Source organism: Bacillus sp. B2-WWTP-C-10-Post-4, from assembly GCF_009183805.1.
In the GTDB taxonomy this organism is placed as follows: Bacteria; Bacillota; Bacilli; order Bacillales; family Bacillaceae_G; genus Bacillus_A; species Bacillus_A cereus.
In genome coordinates, this window is sequence record NZ_WEII01000031.1 from 18636 (window position 1) to 42185 (window position 23550).

Genomic DNA, 23550 nt, shown 5'->3' on the forward strand with positions numbered 1-23550 from the left:
ATCTAGATGTCGACTCAATATCTAAATTCTAATTTGAAAGTATTCTCTTTAAACTCTAATAAGGAACTTGCTGAGCAGATTGCAAAGCATATTGGAGTAGGACTAGGAAAATGTTCTGTTGATCGTTTTAGTGATGGAGAAGTTCAAATTAACATTGAAGAAAGTATCCGTGGTTGCGATGTATTCATTATTCAATCTACAAGCTTCCCAGTAAACGAACATATCATGGAATTACTTATTATGATCGATGCATTAAAACGTGCATCTGCGAAAACAATTAATATTGTTATTCCTTACTATGGTTATGCGCGTCAAGACCGTAAAGCGCGTTCTCGTGAACCAATTACATCGAAACTTGTAGCAAACTTGCTTGAAACAGCAGGTGCAACTCGTGTAATCACTCTAGATTTACATGCTCCACAAATTCAAGGGTTCTTTGATATCCCAATCGACCACTTAATGGGTGTACCGATTCTTTCTGATTACTTTGAAACAAAAGGTCTTAAAGATATCGTAATCGTGTCTCCTGATCATGGTGGTGTAACTCGTGCGAGAAAAATGGCAGATCGTCTAAAAGCGCCAATCGCTATTATTGATAAGCGTCGTCCTCGCCCGAACGTTTCAGAGGTAATGAACATTATCGGTAATATTGAAGGCAAAACAGCGATTTTAATTGATGACATCATTGATACAGCTGGTACAATTACATTAGCAGCAAACGCTCTTGTTGAGAACGGTGCTTCTGAAGTATATGCTTGCTGTACACACCCAGTATTATCTGGTCCAGCAATTGAGCGTATTCAAAATTCAAACATTAAAGAGTTAGTTGTAACGAACTCTATCGTATTACCAGAAGAGAAGAAAATCGACAAAGTACATGAACTTTCAGTTGCTCCATTAATCGGAGAAGCAATCATTCGTGTATACGAAGAAGAATCTGTGAGTGTATTATTCAATTAATTGGATAGAATGAGACGTAACCAAAATTGGTTACGTCTTTTCGTATCGAAAAAAGAAAGTAGTGGTACAAGAATGAAATTGATAGTAGGACTTGGGAACCCAGGTAGAGAATATGAATTAACAAGGCATAATATTGGATTTATGGCCATTGATGAACTTGCGAAGCGTTGGAACATTTCTTTGAATGAACAAAAATTTAAAGGTGTATTTGGTGCAGGGTTTGTTAATGGAGAAAAGGTAATCTTATTAAAGCCGCTAACATACATGAATTTATCTGGGGAAAGTATTCGTCCACTTATGGATTATTATAAAATTGATGTTGAGGACTTCGTTGTTATGTACGACGATTTAGACATTCCTGTAGGTAAATTGCGTCTTCGCATGAAAGGTAGTGCTGGTGGACATAATGGTGTAAAGTCAACGATTTCGCACTTAGGAACACAAGAATTTCAACGTATCCGTATGGGAATTGATCGCCCGAAAAATGGAATGAAGGTAGTCGATTATGTATTAGGACGCTTTACATCTGAAGAGATTCCGGATGTTAACCATTCTATTGAAAAAGCAGCGGATGCATGTGAAGAGTGGCTAAATAAGCCTTTTCTTCAAATCATGAATACTTTCAATAGTTAAAAATGAGATTGGGAATATTTCTCTTTTGTTTTACCCATACTAGTAGTAATTGAATTTTTAGGAGGCTAGTATGGAAGGGTATTATTATTGCAGACACTGCGGAGGTAATGTAGGCTCCATTAACGCAGAAAAAGTATATAGCGACGTTTTATTTCAACTAACGGAGCAAGAAGTAGTAGAAATGATTCATTTTCATGAGAATGGAAATATATATATAAAAACGATTTGTGAATCGTGTCAAGAAACGCTTGCATCTTATCCTGAGTATTATGAGTATGAAAAATTTCTGCAATAAAATGTTGTCGCTTTGGCATGTCCAAAGCATTTTTCTGTTTTCCTTTTCCAAAATATTTGCATAAAATAGAATGACTTGCTCTTTATGTTGAGAGGAGTTTTAAAAATGATAGGTTTATTAGAGCAATTTTATAAAAATGAAGAGATACAATCGGTTATTAATGGGTTAGAAGATGGGTTAAAAGAACAACTTATATCAGGGATGGCAACGTCTTCTCGTTCATTATTAATGGCGGCTTTATATAAAAAAACAAAAAAATCACAATTAATCGTGACACATAACTTATACCAAGCACAAAAAGTACATGAAGATTTAGTGGCGTTACTTGGTGAAAAAGATGTGTGGTTATATCCAGTGAATGAACTGATAGCATCGGAAATTGGAGTTGCAAGTCCAGAATTGAAGGCGCAACGTATAGAAGTGTTAAATCGCTTGGCTGCGGGAGAGAATGGAATCATTGTAGCGCCAGTGGCAGGATTGCGTAGATTTTTACCAATAAAAGAATTGTGGAAGCAAAAGCAAGTTGAAATCAATCTAGGGCAAGAGATTGATTTAGATGCGCTCTTGCATACTTTACATCATATTGGCTATGAACGTAAGTCGATGGTAGAAGCTCCAGGGGAGTTCAGTTTGCGTGGGGGAATATTAGATATTTATCCTTTAACTGAAGAACTACCATTTCGTATTGAATTCTTTGATACAGAAGTCGATTCTATTCGATTATTTGATGTGGATGAACAGCGTTCTCAAGGTAAAAAAGAAAACGTTAGGTTTGGTCCGGCAACAGAGTTTTTATTTTCACAGGAAGAATTAAAATCAGGAATTCAGCATCTTGAAGAAGGCTTGACTAAGACGATGCAAAAACTTTCTGATGATAAACTAAAGACTAAAGTGCTTGAGACGGTAAGTCATGAAATTGAGATGTTGAAAAACGGGCAAAGTATAGAACAGATGTTTAAATACTTATCTATTTTCTATAAAGAACCTGCTAGTCTGATAGATTATTTACCAGAAGATGGTGTTGTAATTTTAGATGAGATTTCCCGTATTCAAGAAACAGCATCACATCTTGAAACAGAAGAGGCGGAATGGTATATATCACTTCTTGGTGAAGGAACAATTATTCAAGATTTATCTTTCTCTCACCCATTCGAGGGGTTTCTTCATCATAAAAAAAGAAGTTTTGTATATTTAACGTTATTCTTGCGTCATATCGCACACACACATCCGCAAAATATTGTTAATGTAACATGTAAAACAATGCAAGATTTCCATGGACAGATGAATTTGTTAAAAACAGAAATTGATAGATGGAATGAAGGGCATTTTACGACTGTTGTACTCGGAACAGATGATGAACGTGTGAAAAAATTACAACATATTTTAAGTGATTATGATATTGAGGCAGATATTGTAGAAGGTACAGATATTTTATTGCCTGGAAGGTTACAAATTGCTGTAGGTGATTTACATGCAGGATTTGAAATGCCGATGCAAAAGCTTGTTGTCATTACTGAAAAGGAGCTTTTTCATAAGAAAGTTAAAAAATCACAACGTAAACAAAAGCTATCGAATGCTGAACGTATTAAAAGTTATTCGGAATTAAAAGTTGGAGATTATGTAGTTCATGTAAATCATGGTATAGGTAAATTTTTAGGTATTGAGACATTAGAGATTAATGGTGTTCATAAAGATTATTTAAATATTAAATATCAAGGTAATGATAAGCTATACGTTCCAATTGAACAAATTGATCAAGTTCAAAAATATGTAGGATCTGAAGGTAAGGATCCGAAAGTTTACAAATTAGGTGGGAATGATTGGAAAAAGGTTAAAACGAAAGTTGAAAAATCTGTACAAGACATTGCGGATGACCTAATTAAACTATATGCTGAGCGCGAAGCTTCAAAAGGCTATGCATATACGCCAGATACGGCAGAACAACAAGAGTTCGAATCATCTTTCCCATACCAAGAGACAGAGGATCAGTTACGTTCTATTGACGAGATTAAAAAAGATATGGAACGCGGACGCCCGATGGATAGGCTCCTTTGTGGTGATGTAGGGTATGGGAAGACTGAAGTGGCTATTCGTGCGGCATTTAAAGCGATTATGGATGAAAAACAAGTTGCAATTTTAGTACCGACAACGATTCTTGCGCAGCAACACTATGAAACAATTCGAGAGCGTTTTCAAGATTATCCAATCAATATAGGCTTATTAAGTAGATTCCGTACGAGGAAACAACAAAATGAAACAATTAAGGGCTTAAAGGATGGAACAGTAGATATTGTAATCGGAACACATCGTATTTTATCTAAAGATGTTACTTATAAAGATTTAGGGCTTCTTATTATTGATGAAGAACAAAGATTTGGTGTGACACATAAAGAAAAAATTAAACAATTGAAGGCGAATGTTGACGTATTAACATTAACGGCAACTCCGATTCCGCGGACGCTTCATATGTCTATGCTTGGTGTGCGCGACTTATCTGTTATTGAGACACCACCAGAAAATCGTTTCCCAGTCCAAACGTATGTAGTCGAGTATAATCCAGCGTTAATGCGAGAGGCGATAGAGCGAGAGCTTGCAAGAGGTGGTCAAGTTTACTTCCTATATAACCGTGTAGAGGATATTGAAAGAAAAGCAGATGAAATTTCGATGTTAGTTCCAGATGCCCGCGTAACGTACGCACATGGGAAAATGAACGAAAGCGAATTAGAGTCTGTTATGCTATCATTTTTAGAAGGACAGCATGATGTTCTTGTAAGTACAACAATTATTGAGACGGGTGTAGATATTCCGAATGTAAATACGTTAATTGTATTTGATGCAGATCGTATGGGATTATCACAGTTGTATCAGCTTCGTGGGCGTGTTGGACGTTCTAATCGTGTTGCATATGCATACTTTGCATATAAACGTGACAAAGTGCTGTCAGAGGTTGCAGAGAAGCGTCTACAAGCAATTAAAGAGTTCACGGAACTTGGATCTGGTTTCAAAATTGCGATGAGAGATTTATCTATTCGTGGAGCAGGTAATTTGTTAGGGGCAGAACAGCATGGATTTATTGATTCTGTCGGATTTGATCTATATTCTCAAATGTTAAAAGATGCAATTGAACAGCGTAGAGGAACAGATGGGGCTGAAAATATAGTTAATGTTGAAATTGACTTAGAGGTAGATGCATACTTACCAGATGCTTATATTTCAGATAGTAAGCAAAAAATTATGATGTATAAACAATTTAGAGGTGTTTCTGCAATTGAGGATATTGAAGAATTGCAGGAAGAAATGATCGATAGATTTGGCGATTATCCACAAGAAGTTGGTTATTTATTACAAATTGCAAATATTAAAGTGTTGGCAATGAAAGAACAAATTGAATTAATTAAGCAGAATAAATTTGAAGTAACATTCCTGTTTTCTGAACAAGCAAGTCAAAATATTGATGGTGGAAAATTATTCATGCTCGGAAATAGTTTTGGACGTATGATTGGTTTAGGAATGGAAGGATCACAATTGAAAATTGTTATGAAAACAAATGGCTTAGAGACATCGAAGTGGTTAACGATTGCTGAAAATTTATTAAAAGGCTTACCAGATGTAAAAAAAGAAGTAATAAATGCCTAAAATAAGATAAAAAAATACAATTCGACGTGCATAGAAGAACTAATGTGTAAAATACTATATCTAACAGTTGGTGATTTTTACATGAACAGGTAAATTCACCACTTTGATCATCAGTAGAAAGTGAGGCAGCATTAGAATGAAAGCAACTGGAATCGTACGTCGAATTGATGATTTAGGCAGGGTCGTAATCCCGAAGGAAATTCGTAGAACTTTACGTATTCGAGAAGGAGACCCACTAGAAATATTTGTTGATCGCGATGGAGAGGTAATTTTAAAGAAGTATTCTCCAATTAGTGAGCTAGGTGATTTTGCAAAAGAATATGCTGATGCTTTATATGACAGCTTAGGACATAATGTGCTTGTGTGTGATCGAGATTCTATCATCGCAGTATCAGGCGTATCGAAAAAAGAATACTTAAATAAAAGTGTTGGCGATTTAATTGAAAAAACGATGGAAGAACGAAAGTCTGTTATTATGACGGATGAAAGTGATATTTCCATTATTGATGGTGTAACAGAAAAGGTTCATTCTTATACAGTTGGACCAATTGTTGCAAACGGAGATCCGATTGGAGCCGTCATTATTTTTTCAAAAGAAGCTATTATAAGCGAGATCGAGCATAAAGCGGTTAATACTGCTGCCAGTTTCTTAGCGAAACAAATGGAACAGTAAGGGTATATTGATTTTAGAAGTAGCAATCTTTCCTAATTATGATCTTTCTTTTTGAGAAATCAATTATTTGGAGATATATGTATATTGAATGAAGGTAGCACTTTGCTACCTTTTTTCGTTGAATATTTTTAACGTGTAGGAACTCATTATTACCCGTGTTGGGAAGGGAGTTTGTTCTTTTCTTTATGATATAATACGAGAGGTGAGAATAGAAAAAGGAGTTTTCTTGTATGGAAGCGAAGAAGTATCAAGCCTTTTGGCGTGGGGCTATTATATTAACGATTGCAAGTTTCGTTACAAAAGTATTAAGCGCTTTTTACCGTATTCCATATCAAAATATAGCGGGGGATATTGGGTTTTATATTTACCAACAAATTTACCCGTTTTATGGATTTTGTTTAATTTTAGCTACTTATGGATTTCCTGTTATCATTTCGAAAATGGTTGCAGAACGATTAGAGCGGGGAAAACAAAAAGAAGCAGAAGAAATTATTTGTGTATCTTTTTGGTTCTTATTAGGAATTGGTTTTATAGGCTTCTTTACATTGTTTTTTGGGGCCGAAACAATTGCGGTAGCTATGGGCGATATACACTTAGATAAGTTACTACGTGTTATTTCATTTTCATTCTTATTGATGCCATTTTTGTCTGTAGCAAGAGGGTATTTTCAAGGATTTAATAATATGATGCCAACGGCTGTTTCGCAAGTAATAGAACAAACAATTCGAGTTTCTATTATTGTATTTTTATCGCTATTCCTAATTGCTCACGGATTTGATTTATATACAGTTGGTGCAGGGGCTATGTTAGGCTCAATTGCGGGTGGTCTTATTGGGATTATTGTACTTATATTGTATATGCGTCAAGATTTTCGTTCTATATTCTTCAAAAGTGCAGCGAGAATTAAGGGTAAAAGGAAGATAGTTAAAATCCTTTTTTGGCAGGGGTTAGCGATTTGTGTTAGTAATTTAGTGCTTATTTTTATACAGATGGCTGATTCAGTGTCCTTTTACAGCTTACTTATTGGTGTGGGAGAACAGGCTGAAAATGCAAAGTTATTAAAGGGTGTTTATGATAGAAGTATTCCGCTAATGCAATTAGGTACTGTTGTGACGACTTCTTTCTCGTTGTCACTTATTCCGATTATTACAGCGGCGAAGGAAAGAGGAGATCTTTCCTTTATTCAAGAAAAGGTAAAGTTAGCAGTGAAAATAACATGTGTTATTGGACTTGCAGCAGCTATTGGACTAACTTGTATTATTCAACCTACGAATATTATGTTGTTTGAAAACAGTGATGGATCAGATGTTTTATCTATTTTATCGTTATCTATTTTATTTAGTTCATTGTCAATTACGACAGCTTCTATTTTACAAGGATTGGGGCAAACGTTTAAGCCAGCATTATTTGTTGTATTTGGAGGTTGCTTGAAGTTAGCGTTAAATTATATATTCATGCCTTATTTTGGTGTGAAAGGTGCAGCCTTTGCGACTTTATGTGCGTTAATTATAATCTCTGGACTAAATACTTTGTTGCTTACGAGAGCTGTATCAGGGTCACTTATCAATAAGCGAAATATGTTAGGGATAGTAATTAGTGGTATCTGTATGGGATTTGTATTAATGATATTCACACGTGTGTTACAGATGTCTGGATTAGTAATTGATACGGAACATAGAGGAAGCGCGACACTTGAAGCGTTGTTAGGTGTAGCCATTGGCGGATTGACATATATGTTTTTTATTTTGAAATTACGTGTATTTACAAAAAAAGAATTAGGAACCGTTATGAAACAAGAGAAAAAAGAAGGTTCATTGAAGAAGAGTGGATAGAGGTGACTGGTTGTGAGTGGAATCATTACTATTTTAGGTTTAGGAGCTGGTGAATTAGATCAGCTAACGATGGGTGTATATCGAAAAATAAAAGAAGCAGACCATCTGTTTGTTAGAACGAAAGAACATCCAGTTATAGAAGAATTGGAGAAAGAAGGCGTACAATATACGTCTTTTGATGCTGTATATGAAGCACATGATACGTTTGAAATTGTATATGAAACAATTGCGAATAAATTGCTAGAACAAGCTGAAGGTACAGAAATTATCTATGCTGTTCCCGGGCATCCACTTGTAGCAGAAAGAACAGTTCAGCTACTGTTGGAAAAAGGAGAAGTTTCAAATGTTGAAGTGCGAATTGAGGGTGGACAAAGTTTCCTTGATCCTATGTTTGCAAGTCTAAAGATTGATCCGATTGAAGGATTCCAATTACTTGATGCTACATCATTTGAAAGAGGGCAATTAGAACTGCGTCAACATTTAATCTTTTGCCAAGTATATGATGCATTCGTTGCATCTGATGTGAAATTAACATTAATGGAGATGTTACCAGATGATTATGAAGTGTATATCGTAACAGCTGCAGGAACTTCATTTGAACAAGTAAAGAAGGTACCGTTGTACATGTTAGATCATGAAACGGAATTGAATAATTTAACGAGTGTGTACGTGCCGCCAGTTCAGGAGCGTGCGTCCTTGTATCAACAGTTTGATGTTCTTAGAGAAATTATTGCGGAACTTCGTGGTCCAAATGGTTGTCCGTGGGATAAAAAGCAAACACATCAATCATTAAAGAAATATTTAATTGAGGAAGCTTATGAAGTGTTGGAAGCAATCGATGAAGAGGATGATGATCACTTAGTAGAAGAATTAGGTGATATATTATTACAAGTTATGCTTCATGCTCAAATCGGAGAAGATGAAGGTTGGTTCTCTATAGATGATATCATTCGAACTCTATCTGAAAAAATGGTTCGTCGCCATCCGCATGTGTTTGGAAATACGGATGTAAACAGCGCTGATGAAGTGATTGCAAATTGGGAAGAAATTAAAAAACAAGAAAAAGGATTCGTGAAAGAATCTGTTTTAAATGGTGTTCCCAAAAGTTTGCCGCAGTTACTACGCGCCTATGAAATTCAGAAGAAAGCTGGTAAGGTTGGATTTGATTGGGTTGATGTGCAACCGATGATAGAGAAAGCTTTGGAAGAATGGCAAGAGTTCCAACAAGAGGTTACAAATATGGATGAGAAAAAGATGCTGGGTGAGTTTGGTGATTTACTATTTGCATTTGTTAATATAGCTCGTCATTACAAAATAGATCCAGAAGAGGCGTTACGTTCAACTAATGAGAAATTTACTGGTCGTTTTTTATACATGGAGGCAAAAGTAGCTGAAATGAATAAAGAGATGAAAGATTTATCATTAGAACAGTTAGATGTTTTATGGGAAGAAGCGAAACAGACAGAGCGTTAATAGGGGGATTTGATATGCGTCTAGATAAGTTTTTAAAAGTATCACGTTTAATTAAAAGAAGAACATTAGCGAAAGAAGTAGCTGATCAAGGAAGAATATCTATTAATGGTCAAGTGGCAAAAGCAAGTTCTGATGTGAAAGTAGCTGACGAATTAACAATTCGTTTTGGTCAAAAAATAGTGACTGTGAAAATAAATGAATTAAAAGAAACAACTAAAAAAGAAGATGCAGCAAATATGTATAGCTTAGTTCGTGAAGAAAAAGTAAAAGCGGAAGAAGGCTTGTTCTAAAATCATTTATCCCCTCATACATTACTATTAGCTAGTAAAAACCTATGGGGGGATTTACGTGAATAATGGTTACTCACCTACGTCTTCTAATCAACAAAATGTTTCTGTAGAGCATGACATTATTATGCGTGGCAGGCGTATAATTGATATTACCGGTGTGAAGCAGGTAGAGAGTTTTGATAGCGAAGAGTTTTTACTAGAGACCGTAATGGGTTTTTTAACAATTCGTGGTCAAAATTTACAAATGAAAAATTTAGATGTGGAAAAAGGTATTGTGTCGATTAAAGGGAAAGTTAATGAGATGCTGTATATTGATGAAAATCAAGGGGAAAAAACTAAAGGTTTCTTTAGTAAGTTGTTTAAATGAGCTTAACAATTCAGTTGTATACAATGCTTTCAATGATTGGAATGGGTGCTTGGATTGGAGCGTCTTTAGATACATATCAACGTTTTTTAAAGCGCCAAGAACGTAAACGTTGGCTTGTATTTATACATGATATATTATTTTGGATTGTCCAAGCATTATCCGTCTTTTATGTATTGCTTCTCGTAAATGAAGCTGAGCTACGTATATATGTGTTTTTGGCATTATTATGTGGTTTTGCGGCATATCAAAGCTTACTGAAGGCACTATACATGAAGCTGTTAAATTTTCTCATCTATATTTTTATGCAAACAACATATTTTTTTGTTCGAATTATACAGCTACTCATGATAAAACCTGTTATTATTATAGCGCAGCTATTTATTGCATTTATATTATTCTTATTTCGTATACTGCTTTCAATTGGACATGTGTTATGGAAAATGGTGATTTGGATATTACTTTTCATATGGAAAGTTTTTTTCTGGCCTGTTCGATTTATTGCTTCGCTCATATGGAAACTTCTCCCTAATCGTGTTAAACTTTTTATAGTGAAACATATAGGGTTCCTGCAATATATAGCAAAATTGAAGGAACATATCTTCCAACTATGGGAGCATATAAAAAAGAAGTTAGGGGGACCTCGGAAATGAGGGAACTGAGACAAAGAACAATCGAAAAACAGAGTCCAAATCCTGTTAAAGAGCATATAATACAAACGGATGAGAACAGGAAGCGACTTTATCGCCGTTTAGCGGTTTTTCTTGTCTTTACTTTTACAATTATTGCGAGTATTGGTGTAACGTTTTATCAACAAAACAGTTCCATTAAAGCAAAAGAAGCAAAAGTTAAGGACATGAAAAAAGAACTGGATTCATTAACGAATAAAGAAAAAAGTCTAAAAGACGAAGTTCAAAAGTTAAATGATGAAGAGTACGTATTAAAGATTGCTAGAAGGGATTATTTCTTCTCTGGTAAAGGGGAGATAATTTTTCCTGTTTCTAAGTAGAGTATGTCTTATTGACACTATATTTTAGGATTATATATAATAAAGTAAAATTTGACTTTTTAACCACTAAGGAGGAGCATTTTTTTTATGTCAATCGAGGTAGGCAGCAAGTTACAGGGTAAAGTAACAGGTATTACAAATTTTGGGGCTTTTGTGGAGCTGCCAGAGGGCTTAACGGGTCTTGTTCATATTAGTGAAGTTGCTGATAACTATGTAAAAGATATTAACGATCACTTAAAAGTGGGCGACCAAGTAGAAGTAAAAGTTATTAATGTTGAAAAAGACGGAAAGATTGGTTTATCTATCAAAAAAGCGAAAGAACGTGAAAAAACAGAAGGAGATCGTCCACGCGGTGAATACCAACGCGGTGGTGATCAACAACGTTCTGGACGTCCACAACGTAATAATCGCTCTTTCAACAGAGATAATCGCGGTGGCGGTAACGACCGAGCTCCGAAAGAAACATTTGAGCAAAAGATGGCACGCTTCTTAAAAGATAGCGAAGATCGTTTAACTTCTTTAAAGCGTAACACAGAGTCTAAACGTGGTGGCCGTGGCGCGCGTCGCGGATAATAAGGACGTTTAGTTTTTAACATATAGAGAGGTACCCAGAGTGATGGCTCAGGGTGCTTTTTTATATGTTAAAAATATTTTTAAAAAAGTTTTTGAGATGTGTTGACTTTAATTAGTATCTGATGTAAGATACTAATTGTCCGTTAAATAAGACGACATGGCGGTGTAGCTCAGCTGGCTAGAGCGTACGGTTCATACCCGTGAGGTCGGGGGTTCGATCCCCTCCGCCGCTATATTTAATTTAACGGCCCGTTGGTCAAGTGGTTAAGACACCGCCCTTTCACGGCGGTAACACGGGTTCGAATCCCGTACGGGTCATCTAAAAAGATCATGCAAATTTGCATGATCTTTTTTTGTTAAATAAATTAAGATATACAACACTTCTACAAAATCACCCTATATTTTCTGAATATTTAATTAAAATCTCAAAAATAACTTACATACCGTGTATATCTGTAGAGTTATTTCGAATAAAAAGTCGAACGATTATAAAAGTGAAAACTGTTGTTTTGACAAAAAAACCAACAATCATCTTTTATAATGACAGTAATTAAACTATGCAGGTGGTGTTAAAAATATGCCTAAAGCAGGAAGGAATACTATGAATACAAGTGCATTGGCAATGAATGAGAGTCAGCTTGGAGGAATAAAGTGGACGAGTAAGTTGCGAATGAAATTTGAGCAAGTTTTCTTTAGATGGGGATTTATTATTGTTGTTATTGGTTTTCTTTTGGGACGAGCATATATATTAACAAATATTTTACCGTTTGCACTGCCATTTTTTGCTGCTGTTTATGTTATGAAGCGGGATAAGATGCCGCTAGCATTTTTAGCTCTAATGGGAGGAGCTCTTTCGGTATCGATAGATAATTTGTTTTTTACCTTTGCATCTATCTTTACCTTCTTCATTTATAATATCTTCTTTAGTCGATTTACACGTAAAACTGTTGGACTTGTTCCATTTCAAGTATTTATCTCCGCATTAACCGCACACTTAGTTGTTGTATATTTTGCGCAACAAACTGTCACCATGTACGATTTACTCGTTAGTACCATTGAGGCTGGGCTTAGTTTCGTATTAACTATGATATTTTTACAAAGCGTCCCGCTTTTAGTGGAAAGGAAAGGAAAACAACAGGCATTAGAGACGGAAGAAATTGTTTGTTTGATTATATTACTAGCATCTGTTTTAACGGGTACAACAGATTGGTTTGTATATGATGCTTCTATTCAACATATTTTTACAAGGTATTTAGTGCTAGTATTTGCATTTATTGCAGGTGCTGCCACAGGATCCACAGTAGGGGTTGTAACAGGACTAATATTAAGTTTAGCAAATGTGTCTAGCTTGTCTCAGCTTAGCCTTCTTGCTTTCTCTGGATTGCTTGGTGGATTGTTAAAAGAAGGGAAGCGTTTAGGTGTTAGTTTAGGTTTATTAATTGGGACAAGCTTAATTACATTATATGTGGACAAACAGACAAATATTGTAACAACTTTAATTGAGTCAGGTGTAGCGATTGTTATCTTCTTATTAACACCGAAGCTTGTTTTGGATCGTATTGCTAAATTTATGCCAGGTACACAAGAGCATTCGCAAGATCAACAACAATATTTAAGAAGGATGCGTGATGTTACGGCAAATAAAATCAACCAATTTGCAAATGTATTTGCTGCTTTATCTAATAGCTTTTCTGTATATGGGTATGTAGAGGAAGAAGATAAAGAGACAGAAGCAGATTTGTTTTTGAGTACAATTACTGCGAAAACATGTCAAACATGCTTTAAAAAGGATCAATGCTGGGTAGTGAATTTTGATAAAACGTACGATTATATGAAACAAATAATGAATGAAACGGAAGAAGGAACCCTGCAACATAATCGTAAATTAGTTCGTGAGTGGGACAAGCATTGTGTGAGAGGGAAAAAAGTGACGGATTTAGTAGCGGGTGAATTAGATCACTTCTATGAGGGACAAAAATTACGAAAACAAATGAAGGAAAATCGTAGAATAGTAGCGGAGCAACTATTAGGTGTATCAAAGGTTATGGAGGATTTTGCTAAGGAGATACAACGAGAGCGTGAAAATCATCAAGTGCAGGAAGAACAGATTATGCAAGCATTCCGTGATTTTGGTGTCGAAGTAGAGCATGTTGATATTTATTGTTTAGATAGAGGAAGTATTGATATTGAAATGTTAATTCCAGTTGCATCTAATGAACATGGTGAATGTGAAAAGTTAGTTGCACCGATGCTTTCGGATATCCTTAAAGAAAATATTGTCGTTAAACATGAAGAAAAGTCTTCTTATCCAAATGGCCATAGTTTAATATCATTTGGTTCGGCGAAGACGTATTCTCTTGATACAGGATTGGCTACAGCTGCAAAAGGCGGTGGATTTGTTTCGGGTGACTCTTATGCGATGATGGATTTAAGTGTTGGTAAATATGCACTTGCAATTAGTGATGGTATGGGGAATGGGCAAAGGGCTCATATGGAAAGTAAGGAAACGGTGAAATTATTACAAAAAATACTCCAATCGGGCATTGATGAAGAAATAGCAATTAAGTCTATCAATTCAATTCTTTCTTTGAGAACGACAGAAGAGATGTTTACGACGTTAGATTTAGCTATGGTAGATTTGCGGGATGCGAGTGCAAGGTTTTTAAAGATTGGATCGACGCCGAGTTTTGTTAAACGCGCAAATAATATTTTGAAAATTGAAGCAAGTAATTTGCCGATGGGAATCATTGAAGATGTTGAAGTTGATGTGGTGGGTGAACAATTAAAAACGGGCGATATTCTTATTATGATGAGCGATGGGATTTTTGAAGGAGCACAGCATGTGGAGAATCATGAATTGTGGATGAAACGAAAAATTAAAGAATTGCAAACCGAAGACCCGCAAGAAATAGCTGATATCATTATGGAAGAAGTGATTCGCTCTTGTGATGGTTATATAAATGATGATATGACTATTGTAGTGGCAAAAGTGAAGAAAAATATGCCGAAGTGGGCTACGATTCCGATTGTAGGAATGCAGGCGCAGTAAAATGTAAGTGGAATGTTTATCTATAATTTGATTTTAAAAACCTAGGTGAATACCTAGGTTTTTTTGTGGAAAAAGGTAATGTTATTAATTTTGTGAATATACACGGAGGATGTAAGATAAAAATGTAATTTTTGTATATCTTTTTTTTGCACAATGTTTGTAAAAGTTGTACCATTGTAGACAAGGCAACTAACGTTGCTGTTCTTGTTTAATGAAAGGTGATTACGAAGTTGAAAGATACATTTGTTGAAAAAGTAGATGACTTTGTAAAGCAGCATGATGTATTAAAGAATGATTCAACAATTGTTGTGGGAGTTTCTGGTGGTCCTGACTCGTTAGCGCTTTTATATTATTTATTAGAAAAAAGAGCGGAAAAACAGTTAAAAATTGTAGTAGCTCATGTGGATCATATGTTTAGAGGTGATGAATCTCATGAGGATTTACGGTTTGTGCAGGGCCTTTGTGAAGAACTGGGAATTATTTGTGAAACGATAAGGATTAATGTATCACAATATCAACAGCAATACGGAATGAATGCACAGGTTGCTGCTAGAGAATGCAGATATGCATTTTTGGAAAGAATAATGAAGAAATATGATGCAAGATATGTTGCTCTTGGACATCATGGAGATGATCAAGTCGAGACAATTTTAATGCGTCTTGTAAGAGGGAGTACTCCGAAAGGATATGCAGGAATTGCAGTGAAGCGTCCTTTTCATAATGGGTATTTAATTAGGCCGTTACTTGGGGTAACGAAGGAAGAAATTGTTGATTACTGTAATAAGCTAAATTTAATGCCACGTATAGATCCGAGTAATAAAAAGGAAGTATATACAAGGAATCGATTACGTAAATATGTCCTTCCTCATTTGAAAGAAGAAAATCCACAAGTGCATGAGAAATTCCAAAAATTTAGCGTGCAGATGCAAGAGGATGAGGCTTATTTGCAGGAATTAGCTTTTGAGAAAATGAATAAAGTAATTACAAAAAAAAGTGATAAACAAATTAGCTTATCAATTCCTGCCTTTGAATCCATGTCTATGCCTTTACAAAGAAGAGGGATTCAACTAATATTAAACTATCTTTATGAATATAAGATTCCATCTTCTCTTTCTTCCATACATATTGACAAGGTGATTGAGTTTTTTAAGCGGACACAACCTTCAGGTTCACTTGATTTTCCAGGTGATTTGAAAATTGTTCGTACATACGAGGAGTGTAGCTTTAGATTTAAACAAGAAATTGTTTCTCCTTTTTTACAAGATTTATCAGTACCCGGGACCATTACGCTATTGAACGGGGATGAATTTGTAACAGAGGTGAGCGAAGATATACCAAGTAACATGAATGAAACAGTATTTGTTGCTAAGTATAATGATATATCATATCCACTTCGTATTCGTTCTAGGGAAAATGGAGATCGCATGTCAATACAAGGTATGAATGGCACGAAAAAGATAAAAGCTATTTTTATCGAAGCAAAAGTACCGAAAGAAAAAAGAGAAGAATGGCCGGTCGTTTGTGATGCAAGTGGGACCATTATTTGGATACCCTTGTTGAAGCGATCTGCATTTGCAATTTCGAAAGAGATGGCAAAGAAGGATAAATATATGATTATTCACTACAAAAGCAAGGAGTCTTCCGGGAGGATAATGAAATGATGAATCAAGATATCGAAAAAGTATTAATTTCTGAAGAGCAAATACAAGAAAAGGTGCGCGAACTAGGTGCAATTGTTGCAGAGGATTATAAAAACACAGTACCTCTTGCAATTGGTGTATTAAAAGGCGCAATGCCATTCATGGCAGATTTATTAAAGAGAACAGATACATATCTTGAAATGGATTTTATGGCTGTATCTAGTTACGGTCACTCTACAGTTTCAACAGGCGAAGTGAAAATTTTAAAAGATCTTGATACTTCTGTAGAAGGTCGCGATATTTTAATCGTCGAAGATATTATTGATAGTGGTCTTACACTAAGCTACTTAGTAGACTTATTCAAATATCGTAAAGCGAAGTCTGTAAAAATTGTTACATTATTAGATAAGCCAACAGGCCGTAAGGTTGATCTGAAAGCGGATTATGTTGGATTTACTGTTCCACATGAATTTGTAGTAGGATATGGATTAGATTATAAAGAGCAGTACCGTAATCTTCCTTATGTAGGCGTATTAAAACCAAGCGTTTACTCAAATTAATTAAATATAGGCTTCACAATTGTATAGGAAAGTTTTTCTATGTTACGATTTACTATAGTGTTTATGCCGTGAGAGGAGGTTAGGAATGAATCGTATCTTCCGTAATACCATCTTTTATTTACTGATATTCTTAGTAGTAATTGGAATCGTGAGCTATTTTAATGGTTCGACACAAAAAACGACATCAGTTAGCTACGACAAATTCATTACTAAACTAGAAAGCGGTGAAGTGCGTAATGTGCAACTTCAACCGAAAAATGGTGTATTTGAGGTAAAAGGACAATTTAATAACTCTAGCCAAGGAGAACAATTTGTTACTTATGCACCAAATACTGAGGAATTACAAAAGAAAATTAATGATAAAGCGAAAGGTGCCGAAGTTAAGTATCAACCAGCAGAAGAAACAAGTGCTTGGGTAACATTCTTTACTTCAATCATTCCATTTGTCATCATCTTCATTTTATTCTTCTTCTTATTAAACCAAGCTCAAGGCGGCGGTAGCCGTGTTATGAACTTCGGGAAAAGTAAGGCGAAGTTATATAATGATGAAAAGAAAAAAGTTCGTTTCAGAGATGTTGCTGGTGCGGATGAAGAGAAACAAGAACTTGTTGAGGTAGTTGAATTCTTGAAAGACCCTCGTAAGTTCTCTGAAGTTGGTGCTCGTATTCCAAAGGGTGTCCTATTAGTTGGACCTCCAGGTACAGGTAAAACTTTATTAGCACGTGCTGTTGCAGGTGAGGCTGGCGTTCCATTCTTCTCTATCAGTGGTTCTGACTTCGTAGAGATGTTTGTCGGTGTCGGTGCATCACGTGTACGTGATTTATTTGAAAATGCAAAGAAAAATGCTCCTTGTATCATTTTCATTGATGAAATTGATGCAGTAGGGCGTCAACGTGGCGCAGGTCTTGGTGGTGGCCATGATGAGCGTGAGCAAACGTTGAACCAATTACTTGTTGAAATGGATGGATTCGGTGCAAACGAAGGTATTATTATCATCGCTGCGACAAACCGTCCTGATATTCTTGATCCAGCATTATTACGTCCAGGTCGTTTTGACCGTCAAATTACAGTAGATCGTCCAGATGTAAATGGCCGTGAAGCTGTACTGAAGGTGCATGCTCGTAATAAACCGCTTGATGAGAATATCAACTTAAGAGCAATTGCAACTCGTACGCCAGGATTCTCTGGTGCTGATCTTGAAAACTTATTAAACGAAGCTGCTTTAGTAGCTGCGCGTCAAGATAAGAAGAAAATTGATATGAGTGACATTGATGAAGCAACGGATCGCGTTATTGCAGGTCCGGCTAAGAAAAGTCGTGTTATCTCTGAAAAAGAACGTAATATCGTTGCTTTCCATGAAGCGGGTCATACTGTAATTGGTGTTGTTCTTGATGAAGCTGATGTCGTTCATAAAGTAACAATTGTCCCTCGTGGTCAAGCTGGTGGATATGCAGTAATGCTTCCGAAAGAAGATCGTTACTTCATGACAAAGCCAGAGTTACTTGATAAAATCACTGGTTTACTTGGTGGTCGAGTAGCTGAGGAGATTGTATTTGGTGAAGTGAGTACAGGTGCTCACAACGACTTCCAACGTGCGACGGGCATTGCAAGACGTATGGTTACAGAATTCGGTATGAGTGATAAGCTTGGACCAATGCAATTTGGTAGTTCGCAAGGTGGTCAAGTGTTCTTAGGAAGAGACTTCCATTCAGAGCAAAACTACAGTGATGCAATTGCACACGATATCGATGTAGAAATGCAAACGATTATGAAAGAATGTTATGCTCGTGCAAAAGACATTCTTACTGAAAATCGTGATAAGCTAGATCTTATTGCAAAAACGTTACTTGAAGTAGAAACGTTAGATGCTGAGCAAATCAATCATTTATGTGATTACGGCAGATTGCCAGAACGTCCAACATCTTCAGATGATGTGAAAGTAAACATCAACATGAAGAAAGACGATGAAGATAAAGAAGATAAGTAAGAAACGAAGGAGTGACTATCGTCACTCCTTTTTTGTTTGTAAAAACCTTTGTTAATTACTATTGAGAACTTAGTGGATAAAGTAATTTAAGTAAAACTAGTATTAAAAATTGAAATAGAGAGCAATCTTTTTGTAAAATGATGAGGATAGGAAAGCTGATTATATAAGTATGTGTGATATGATGTTTTTATAAGTTTTATACATACTGCACAAATATAGATTAAATAAGATAAGTGGTGAGAATATGATTTTTGTATTGGATGTAGGGAACACAAATGCTGTACTAGGTGTGTTTGAAGAGGGGGAACTTCGTCAGCATTGGCGCATGGAAACAGATCGTCATAAGACAGAAGATGAATATGGAATGCTTGTAAAGCAATTGCTTGAGCATGAAGGTCTTTCGTTTGAAGATGTGAAAGGTATTATTGTGTCTTCAGTCGTACCACCAATTATGTTTGCTTTAGAGCGCATGTGTGAAAAATATTTTAAAATTAAACCGCTTGTAGTAGGGCCTGGGATAAAAACAGGGCTAAATATTAAATATGAAAATCCGCGTGAAGTAGGCGCAGACCGAATTGTAAATGCAGTAGCAGGAATCCACCTATATGGAAGTCCGCTTATTATTGTTGATTTTGGTACGGCTACTACATATTGTTATATTAACGAAGAAAAGCATTATATGGGTGGAGTTATTACGCCAGGAATTATGATTTCAGCAGAGGCTTTATATAGCAGAGCAGCAAAACTTCCTCGTATCGAAATTACAAAACCAAGCAGTGTAGTTGGGAAAAATACAGTAAGTGCGATGCAATCGGGTATTCTTTATGGTTATGTTGGACAAGTGGAAGGTATTGTTAAGCGTATGAAAGAAGAAGCTAGACAAGAACCTAAAGTTATTGCAACAGGTGGATTAGCAAAATTAATTTCCGAAGAATCGAATGTAATTGATATTGTAGATCCATTTTTAACGTTAAAAGGTTTATACATGTTATATGAACGTAATGCAAATTTACAGCATGAGAAAGGTGAATAAATACGTATGAAAGATTATTTAGTAAAAGCGTTAGCGTTTGATGGAGAAGTGCGTGCGTATAGTGTACGTACAACAAATACAGTAAGTGAGGCGCAAAGACGTCATGATACATGGAGAACAGCTTCAGCAGCACTAGGGCGTTCTTTAACTGCGGGTACAATGATGGGCGCAATGTTAAAAGGTGAGCAAAAGTTAACGATTAAGGTAGAAGGTAACGGTCCGATTGGTCCTATCTTAGTAGATGCTCATGCAAATGGAGATGTACGTGGTTATGTAACGAATCCGCATGTTGATTTTGAAGGAACAGAACAAGGGAAGTTACGTGTATATCAAGCGGTAGGTACAGAGGGGTTTGTAACTGTAATTAAAGATATTGGAATGCGTGAACCGTTTATTGGTCAATCTCCAATCGTTTCAGGAGAATTAGGAGAAGACTTTACGTATTATTTTGCAGTTTCTGAACAAACGCCTTCTTCTGTAGGTGTTGGTGTTCTTGTAAATGGAGATGATAGCATATTAGCGGCAGGTGGATTCATCCTTCAAATTATGCCGGGTGCGCAAGATGAAACGATTTCATTTATTGAAGACCGTTTACAAAAAATTCCCCCTGTATCAACGTTGATTGAACAAGGCCTTTCTCCGGAAGAGCTACTATATGCAGTTCTTGGAGAAGATAAAGTAAAAGTATTAGAAACGATGGATGTTCAATTTAATTGCACATGCTCACGCGAGCGTATTGAGAGTGTATTAATTAGTTTAGGTAAAACAGAGTTAGAGCAAGTTCGTGAAGAAGAGGAAGAGACAGAAGTGCACTGTCATTTCTGTAATGAACGATACAAGTTCTCTAAAGAAGATATTACAAATTTAATCGAGAATTTGTAATAAGGGAATTAAGAGGAGCAATCCTCCAAATGAATTGACAAACAGGGAATTTTCTGACAAAATCTAAATATAGATAAAACCAATAAAAATACTCGGTGTTAGGAGTGACAGGAATGCGAGTGGCACAATCAGTTTCAGAATTAATCGGGAAAACGCCGATCGTCAAGTTGAACCGCATCGTAGAATCAGACAGCGCAGATATATACTTAAAATTAGAATTTATGAATCCGGGGAGTAGCGTTAAAGATCGTATCGCATTAGCTATGATTGAAGATGCTGAAAAAAATGGATTATTAAAAGAAGGCGATACAATCATTGAGCCGACAAGTGGTAACACAGGAATTGGTTTAGCGATGGTAGCGGCTGCTAAAGGATATAATGCAATCTTAGTAATGCCAGAAACAATGAGTATTGAGCGTCGTAATTTATTACGTGCTTACGGTGCGGAATTAGTATTGACTCCAGGGCCTGAAGGAATGGGTGGAGCAATTCGTAAAGCGACTGAATTAGCAAAAGAGCATGGCTACTTTATACCACAACAGTTCAAAAACCAATCGAATCCAGAAATTCACCGTTTAACAACAGGTCCAGAAATTATTGAACAAATGGGCGACCAATTAGATGCGTTTATTGCAGGTATTGGTACAGGTGGAACGATTACTGGTGCGGGTGAAGTACTGAAGGAAGCGTATAAAGATATTAAAATTTATGCAGTAGAACCTGCAGATTCACCAGTATTATCTGGTGGGAAACCAGGTCCACATAAAATCCAAGGAATTGGGGCGGGATTTATTCCGGAGACGTTGGATGTAGAAGTATATGATGAAATTATTCAAGTGAAAACAGAGCAAGCATTTGAATATGCGAGAAGAGTGGCTAAAGAGGAAGGTATTTTAGTTGGTATCTCTTCAGGTGCAGTTATTTATGCAGCAACAGAAGTTGCGAAAAAGTTAGGTAAAGGGAAAAAGGTACTTGTTATTATCCCGAGTAACGGTGAACGTTATTTAAGTACACCACTTTATCAATTTGAATCATAATTAAACGCGATTGAAAAAGCATCCTTGAAAAAGGGTGCTTTTTCTTTTGGGATTGGAAATAGGAAAAGAGTGAATGACTAGAAAACTTCATGTAAAATAAGAGGTAGTATAATTAAATTATTTTCACTAGCCTTCGAGTATAATCAATCTCTATATAAATAACTTATGTAGTTTGAGCTGGTTAATCTAAGAGGGTGGGATAAAAGAAGACGGGGTGTTGATATGCAACGAAGAAAATCTTTAGCGCTTTCTATTCCATATCAGTTAGATTTCTTTAAGCAATATAAATTTCTTTCTCAGGGTAAATTGCAACATATTTTGTTAGAAAGCGGCCGTGGCGGTCGTTATAACATTGTAGGGCTGAACCCAGTAGCGGTAATCCAAGGGAAGGATGAAACGTTACATATAAGTGAAAGTGGTAAGGAAACAATAAAACGAGGGAATCCGTTAGATTTAATGCAAGAATATATGGAACAATGGAAGACGGACTATAACCCAGAGTATCCGCCTTTTCAAGGTGGTGCAATTGGCTATTTCAGTTATGACTGTATCCGTTATATTGAAAAGCTACCTTCTCTTGCGGAAGATGATATTAATATACCTGACATCTTCTTTTTATTATTTGATGACGTATTTGTCTATGATCAAAAAGAACAAGTGTTATGGGTTATTACGCATTATGTAGATAAATATGAAGAGGCAAAAGAACGGCTAAATGAGTGGAAGAGTCTTTGGATGACAGAAGCGCCTGAAGTGACTGTGCCCTTTGAAAGTCCTGAAAAGAAAAGTGAAGCAGTTGCTTTTACTGAAGCTGGCTTTATGAAGGCAGTTGAATGTATTCAAGAATATATTGGGGCGGGTGATGTGTTCCAAGTAAACTTGTCGACGAGACAAGAAAGAACGTTACAGACACACCCACTAGAAATTTATACAAGTCTTCGTGAAATTAATCCATCTCCATATATGGGTTACCTGGAGCTTGGGGATTTTCAAATTGTTAGTGGATCGCCAGAGTTGTTAATTAAGAAACAAGGAACTGAAGTAAGTACAAGACCAATTGCTGGAACGAGATCTAGAGGCGCGGATGAGCAAGAGGATGAAGAATTAGCAAGAGAATTAATTGAAAACGAAAAAGAAAGAGCAGAGCATGTAATGCTTGTGGATTTAGAAAGAAATGATTTAGGACGTGTTTGTAAATATGGCACTGTAGAAGTAGATGAATTTATGGTAATTGAGAAATACTCACATGTTATGCATATTGTTTCTAATGTGCGTGGTGAGGTGGAAGAAGATAAAGATGCTTTTGATTTAGTGAAGGCTGTATTCCCTGGGGGAACAATTACTGGTGCCCCGAAAATACGTACGATGGAAATTATTGAGGAATTAGAACCTGTTCGAAGAGGGATTTATACAGGTTCAATCGGTTGGATTGGTTATTCTGGAGATACAGAATTGAATATTGTAATTAGAACACTTCTTGCTAAAGATGGAAAGGCTCATGTACAAGCAGGGGCGGGAATTGTAATTGATTCAAATCCAGAAAATGAATATAAAGAGTCGTTAAAAAAGGCGATTGCTTTATGGCGTGCAAAAGAACGTAGCGAAGAAACGGTTAGGTGAGAGA

At 36.1% G+C, this 23550-nt stretch carries 20 protein-coding genes and 2 tRNA genes; all 22 read left to right on the forward strand.

Going from position 1 to position 23550, the window contains the following annotated elements:
* Positions 1 to 6 precede the first annotated feature (6 nt).
* The 22 genes from GBN78_RS14380 to pabB all read left to right on the forward strand — a co-directional run bounded on the left by GBN78_RS14380 (position 7) and on the right by pabB (position 23546).
* Positions 7 to 960: a ribose-phosphate diphosphokinase gene (locus GBN78_RS14380; RefSeq protein WP_000107420.1), complete on the forward strand. Its 954-nt coding sequence runs from the start codon at positions 7 to 9 to the stop codon at positions 958 to 960.
* A gap of 72 nt (positions 961 to 1032) precedes the next feature.
* A complete protein-coding gene (gene pth, locus GBN78_RS14385; RefSeq protein ID WP_000767702.1) occupies positions 1033 to 1593 on the forward strand; it encodes an aminoacyl-tRNA hydrolase in 561 nt (186 codons plus the stop codon).
* 70 nt (positions 1594 to 1663) lie between these two features.
* Positions 1664 to 1888, forward strand: coding sequence for an anti-sigma-F factor Fin family protein (locus tag GBN78_RS14390; RefSeq protein ID WP_000399438.1), 225 nt, complete (start codon positions 1664 to 1666; stop codon positions 1886 to 1888).
* A 105-nt stretch (positions 1889 to 1993) separates the two neighbouring features.
* Complete coding sequence (gene mfd, locus GBN78_RS14395; RefSeq protein WP_000579678.1) at positions 1994 to 5524, forward strand: transcription-repair coupling factor; 3531 nt, start codon at positions 1994 to 1996, stop codon at positions 5522 to 5524.
* A gap of 136 nt (positions 5525 to 5660) precedes the next feature.
* Positions 5661 to 6197, forward strand: coding sequence for a stage V sporulation protein T (spoVT, locus tag GBN78_RS14400; protein ID WP_000648302.1), 537 nt, complete (start codon positions 5661 to 5663; stop codon positions 6195 to 6197).
* 230 nt (positions 6198 to 6427) lie between these two features.
* Complete coding sequence (locus GBN78_RS14405; RefSeq protein ID WP_152127484.1) at positions 6428 to 8029, forward strand: putative polysaccharide biosynthesis protein; 1602 nt, start codon at positions 6428 to 6430, stop codon at positions 8027 to 8029.
* 12 nt (positions 8030 to 8041) lie between these two features.
* A complete protein-coding gene (gene yabN, locus GBN78_RS14410; protein WP_000014241.1) occupies positions 8042 to 9502 on the forward strand; it encodes a bifunctional methyltransferase/pyrophosphohydrolase YabN in 1461 nt (486 codons plus the stop codon).
* Between the two features lie 14 nt (positions 9503 to 9516).
* Positions 9517 to 9792, forward strand: a complete 276-nt coding sequence (locus GBN78_RS14415; protein ID WP_001234876.1) for an RNA-binding S4 domain-containing protein — start codon at positions 9517 to 9519, stop codon at positions 9790 to 9792.
* 58 nt (positions 9793 to 9850) lie between these two features.
* Positions 9851 to 10159 carry a sporulation protein YabP gene (gene yabP / locus GBN78_RS14420; protein ID WP_001059104.1) on the forward strand — a complete coding sequence of 103 codons (309 nt, stop codon included), beginning with the start codon at positions 9851 to 9853 and terminating at the stop codon, positions 10157 to 10159.
* Positions 10156 to 10809, forward strand: a complete 654-nt coding sequence (gene yabQ / locus GBN78_RS14425) for a spore cortex biosynthesis protein YabQ (protein WP_070757065.1) — start codon at positions 10156 to 10158, stop codon at positions 10807 to 10809. The genes yabP and yabQ overlap by 4 nt, the downstream gene beginning before the upstream one ends.
* Complete coding sequence (gene divIC, locus GBN78_RS14430; protein ID WP_001208738.1) at positions 10806 to 11165, forward strand: cell division protein DivIC; 360 nt, start codon at positions 10806 to 10808, stop codon at positions 11163 to 11165. Before yabQ ends, divIC begins: the two co-directional genes overlap by 4 nt.
* An 87-nt stretch (positions 11166 to 11252) precedes the next feature.
* A complete protein-coding gene (locus tag GBN78_RS14435; protein WP_000021451.1) occupies positions 11253 to 11738 on the forward strand; it encodes a S1 domain-containing RNA-binding protein in 486 nt (161 codons plus the stop codon).
* A 159-nt stretch (positions 11739 to 11897) separates the two neighbouring features.
* A tRNA-Met gene (locus tag GBN78_RS14440) sits at positions 11898 to 11971 on the forward strand.
* Between the two features lie 13 nt (positions 11972 to 11984).
* A tRNA-Glu gene (locus tag GBN78_RS14445) sits at positions 11985 to 12056 on the forward strand.
* A gap of 259 nt (positions 12057 to 12315) precedes the next feature.
* On the forward strand, positions 12316 to 14787 hold the full coding sequence (gene spoIIE, locus GBN78_RS14450) for a stage II sporulation protein E (RefSeq protein ID WP_001123552.1): 2472 nt from the start codon (positions 12316 to 12318) through the stop codon (positions 14785 to 14787).
* A gap of 230 nt (positions 14788 to 15017) precedes the next feature.
* Entirely contained in the window at positions 15018 to 16448 is a 1431-nt protein-coding gene (gene tilS, locus GBN78_RS14455) for a tRNA lysidine(34) synthetase TilS (protein ID WP_000655466.1), read from the forward strand.
* Positions 16445 to 16987: a hypoxanthine phosphoribosyltransferase gene (gene hpt, locus GBN78_RS14460; RefSeq protein WP_000981844.1), complete on the forward strand. Its 543-nt coding sequence runs from the start codon at positions 16445 to 16447 to the stop codon at positions 16985 to 16987. The genes tilS and hpt overlap by 4 nt, the downstream gene beginning before the upstream one ends.
* An 85-nt stretch (positions 16988 to 17072) precedes the next feature.
* Positions 17073 to 18974, forward strand: a complete 1902-nt coding sequence (gene ftsH / locus GBN78_RS14465; protein ID WP_001079672.1) for an ATP-dependent zinc metalloprotease FtsH — start codon at positions 17073 to 17075, stop codon at positions 18972 to 18974.
* A 244-nt stretch (positions 18975 to 19218) separates the two neighbouring features.
* Positions 19219 to 20007, forward strand: a complete 789-nt coding sequence (locus GBN78_RS14470; RefSeq protein ID WP_000578368.1) for a type III pantothenate kinase — start codon at positions 19219 to 19221, stop codon at positions 20005 to 20007.
* A 6-nt stretch (positions 20008 to 20013) separates the two neighbouring features.
* A complete protein-coding gene (gene hslO / locus GBN78_RS14475; protein WP_000656372.1) occupies positions 20014 to 20889 on the forward strand; it encodes a redox-regulated molecular chaperone HslO in 876 nt (291 codons plus the stop codon).
* Positions 20890 to 21002: 113 nt separating this feature from the next.
* Positions 21003 to 21926, forward strand: a complete 924-nt coding sequence (gene cysK, locus GBN78_RS14480; RefSeq protein WP_001261718.1) for a cysteine synthase A — start codon at positions 21003 to 21005, stop codon at positions 21924 to 21926.
* A gap of 222 nt (positions 21927 to 22148) precedes the next feature.
* Complete coding sequence (pabB, locus tag GBN78_RS14485) at positions 22149 to 23546, forward strand: aminodeoxychorismate synthase component I (RefSeq protein WP_152127485.1); 1398 nt, start codon at positions 22149 to 22151, stop codon at positions 23544 to 23546.
* Positions 23547 to 23550 lie beyond the last annotated feature (4 nt).

Excerpts from the sequence above, each read along its gene's own strand:
- GBN78_RS14380 (WP_000107420.1), top strand. The coding sequence starts at position 7 with ATGTCGACTCAATATCTAAATTCTAATTTGAAAGTATTCTCTTTAAAC.
- pth (WP_000767702.1), top strand. The coding sequence starts at position 1,033 with ATGAAATTGATAGTAGGACTTGGGAACCCAGGTAGAGAATATGAATTA.
- GBN78_RS14390 (WP_000399438.1), top strand. The coding sequence starts at position 1,664 with ATGGAAGGGTATTATTATTGCAGACACTGCGGAGGTAATGTAGGCTCC.
- mfd (WP_000579678.1), top strand. The coding sequence starts at position 1,994 with ATGATAGGTTTATTAGAGCAATTTTATAAAAATGAAGAGATACAATCG.
- spoVT (WP_000648302.1), top strand. The coding sequence starts at position 5,661 with ATGAAAGCAACTGGAATCGTACGTCGAATTGATGATTTAGGCAGGGTC.
- GBN78_RS14405 (WP_152127484.1), top strand. The coding sequence starts at position 6,428 with ATGGAAGCGAAGAAGTATCAAGCCTTTTGGCGTGGGGCTATTATATTA.
- GBN78_RS14415 (WP_001234876.1), top strand. The coding sequence starts at position 9,517 with ATGCGTCTAGATAAGTTTTTAAAAGTATCACGTTTAATTAAAAGAAGA.
- yabQ (WP_070757065.1), top strand. The coding sequence starts at position 10,156 with ATGAGCTTAACAATTCAGTTGTATACAATGCTTTCAATGATTGGAATG.
- divIC (WP_001208738.1), top strand. The coding sequence starts at position 10,806 with ATGAGGGAACTGAGACAAAGAACAATCGAAAAACAGAGTCCAAATCCT.
- GBN78_RS14435 (WP_000021451.1), top strand. The coding sequence starts at position 11,253 with ATGTCAATCGAGGTAGGCAGCAAGTTACAGGGTAAAGTAACAGGTATT.
- spoIIE (WP_001123552.1), top strand. The coding sequence starts at position 12,316 with ATGCCTAAAGCAGGAAGGAATACTATGAATACAAGTGCATTGGCAATG.
- hpt (WP_000981844.1), top strand. The coding sequence starts at position 16,445 with ATGATGAATCAAGATATCGAAAAAGTATTAATTTCTGAAGAGCAAATA.
- ftsH (WP_001079672.1), top strand. The coding sequence starts at position 17,073 with ATGAATCGTATCTTCCGTAATACCATCTTTTATTTACTGATATTCTTA.
- GBN78_RS14470 (WP_000578368.1), top strand. The coding sequence starts at position 19,219 with ATGATTTTTGTATTGGATGTAGGGAACACAAATGCTGTACTAGGTGTG.
- hslO (WP_000656372.1), top strand. The coding sequence starts at position 20,014 with ATGAAAGATTATTTAGTAAAAGCGTTAGCGTTTGATGGAGAAGTGCGT.
- cysK (WP_001261718.1), top strand. The coding sequence starts at position 21,003 with ATGCGAGTGGCACAATCAGTTTCAGAATTAATCGGGAAAACGCCGATC.
- pabB (WP_152127485.1), top strand. The coding sequence starts at position 22,149 with ATGCAACGAAGAAAATCTTTAGCGCTTTCTATTCCATATCAGTTAGAT.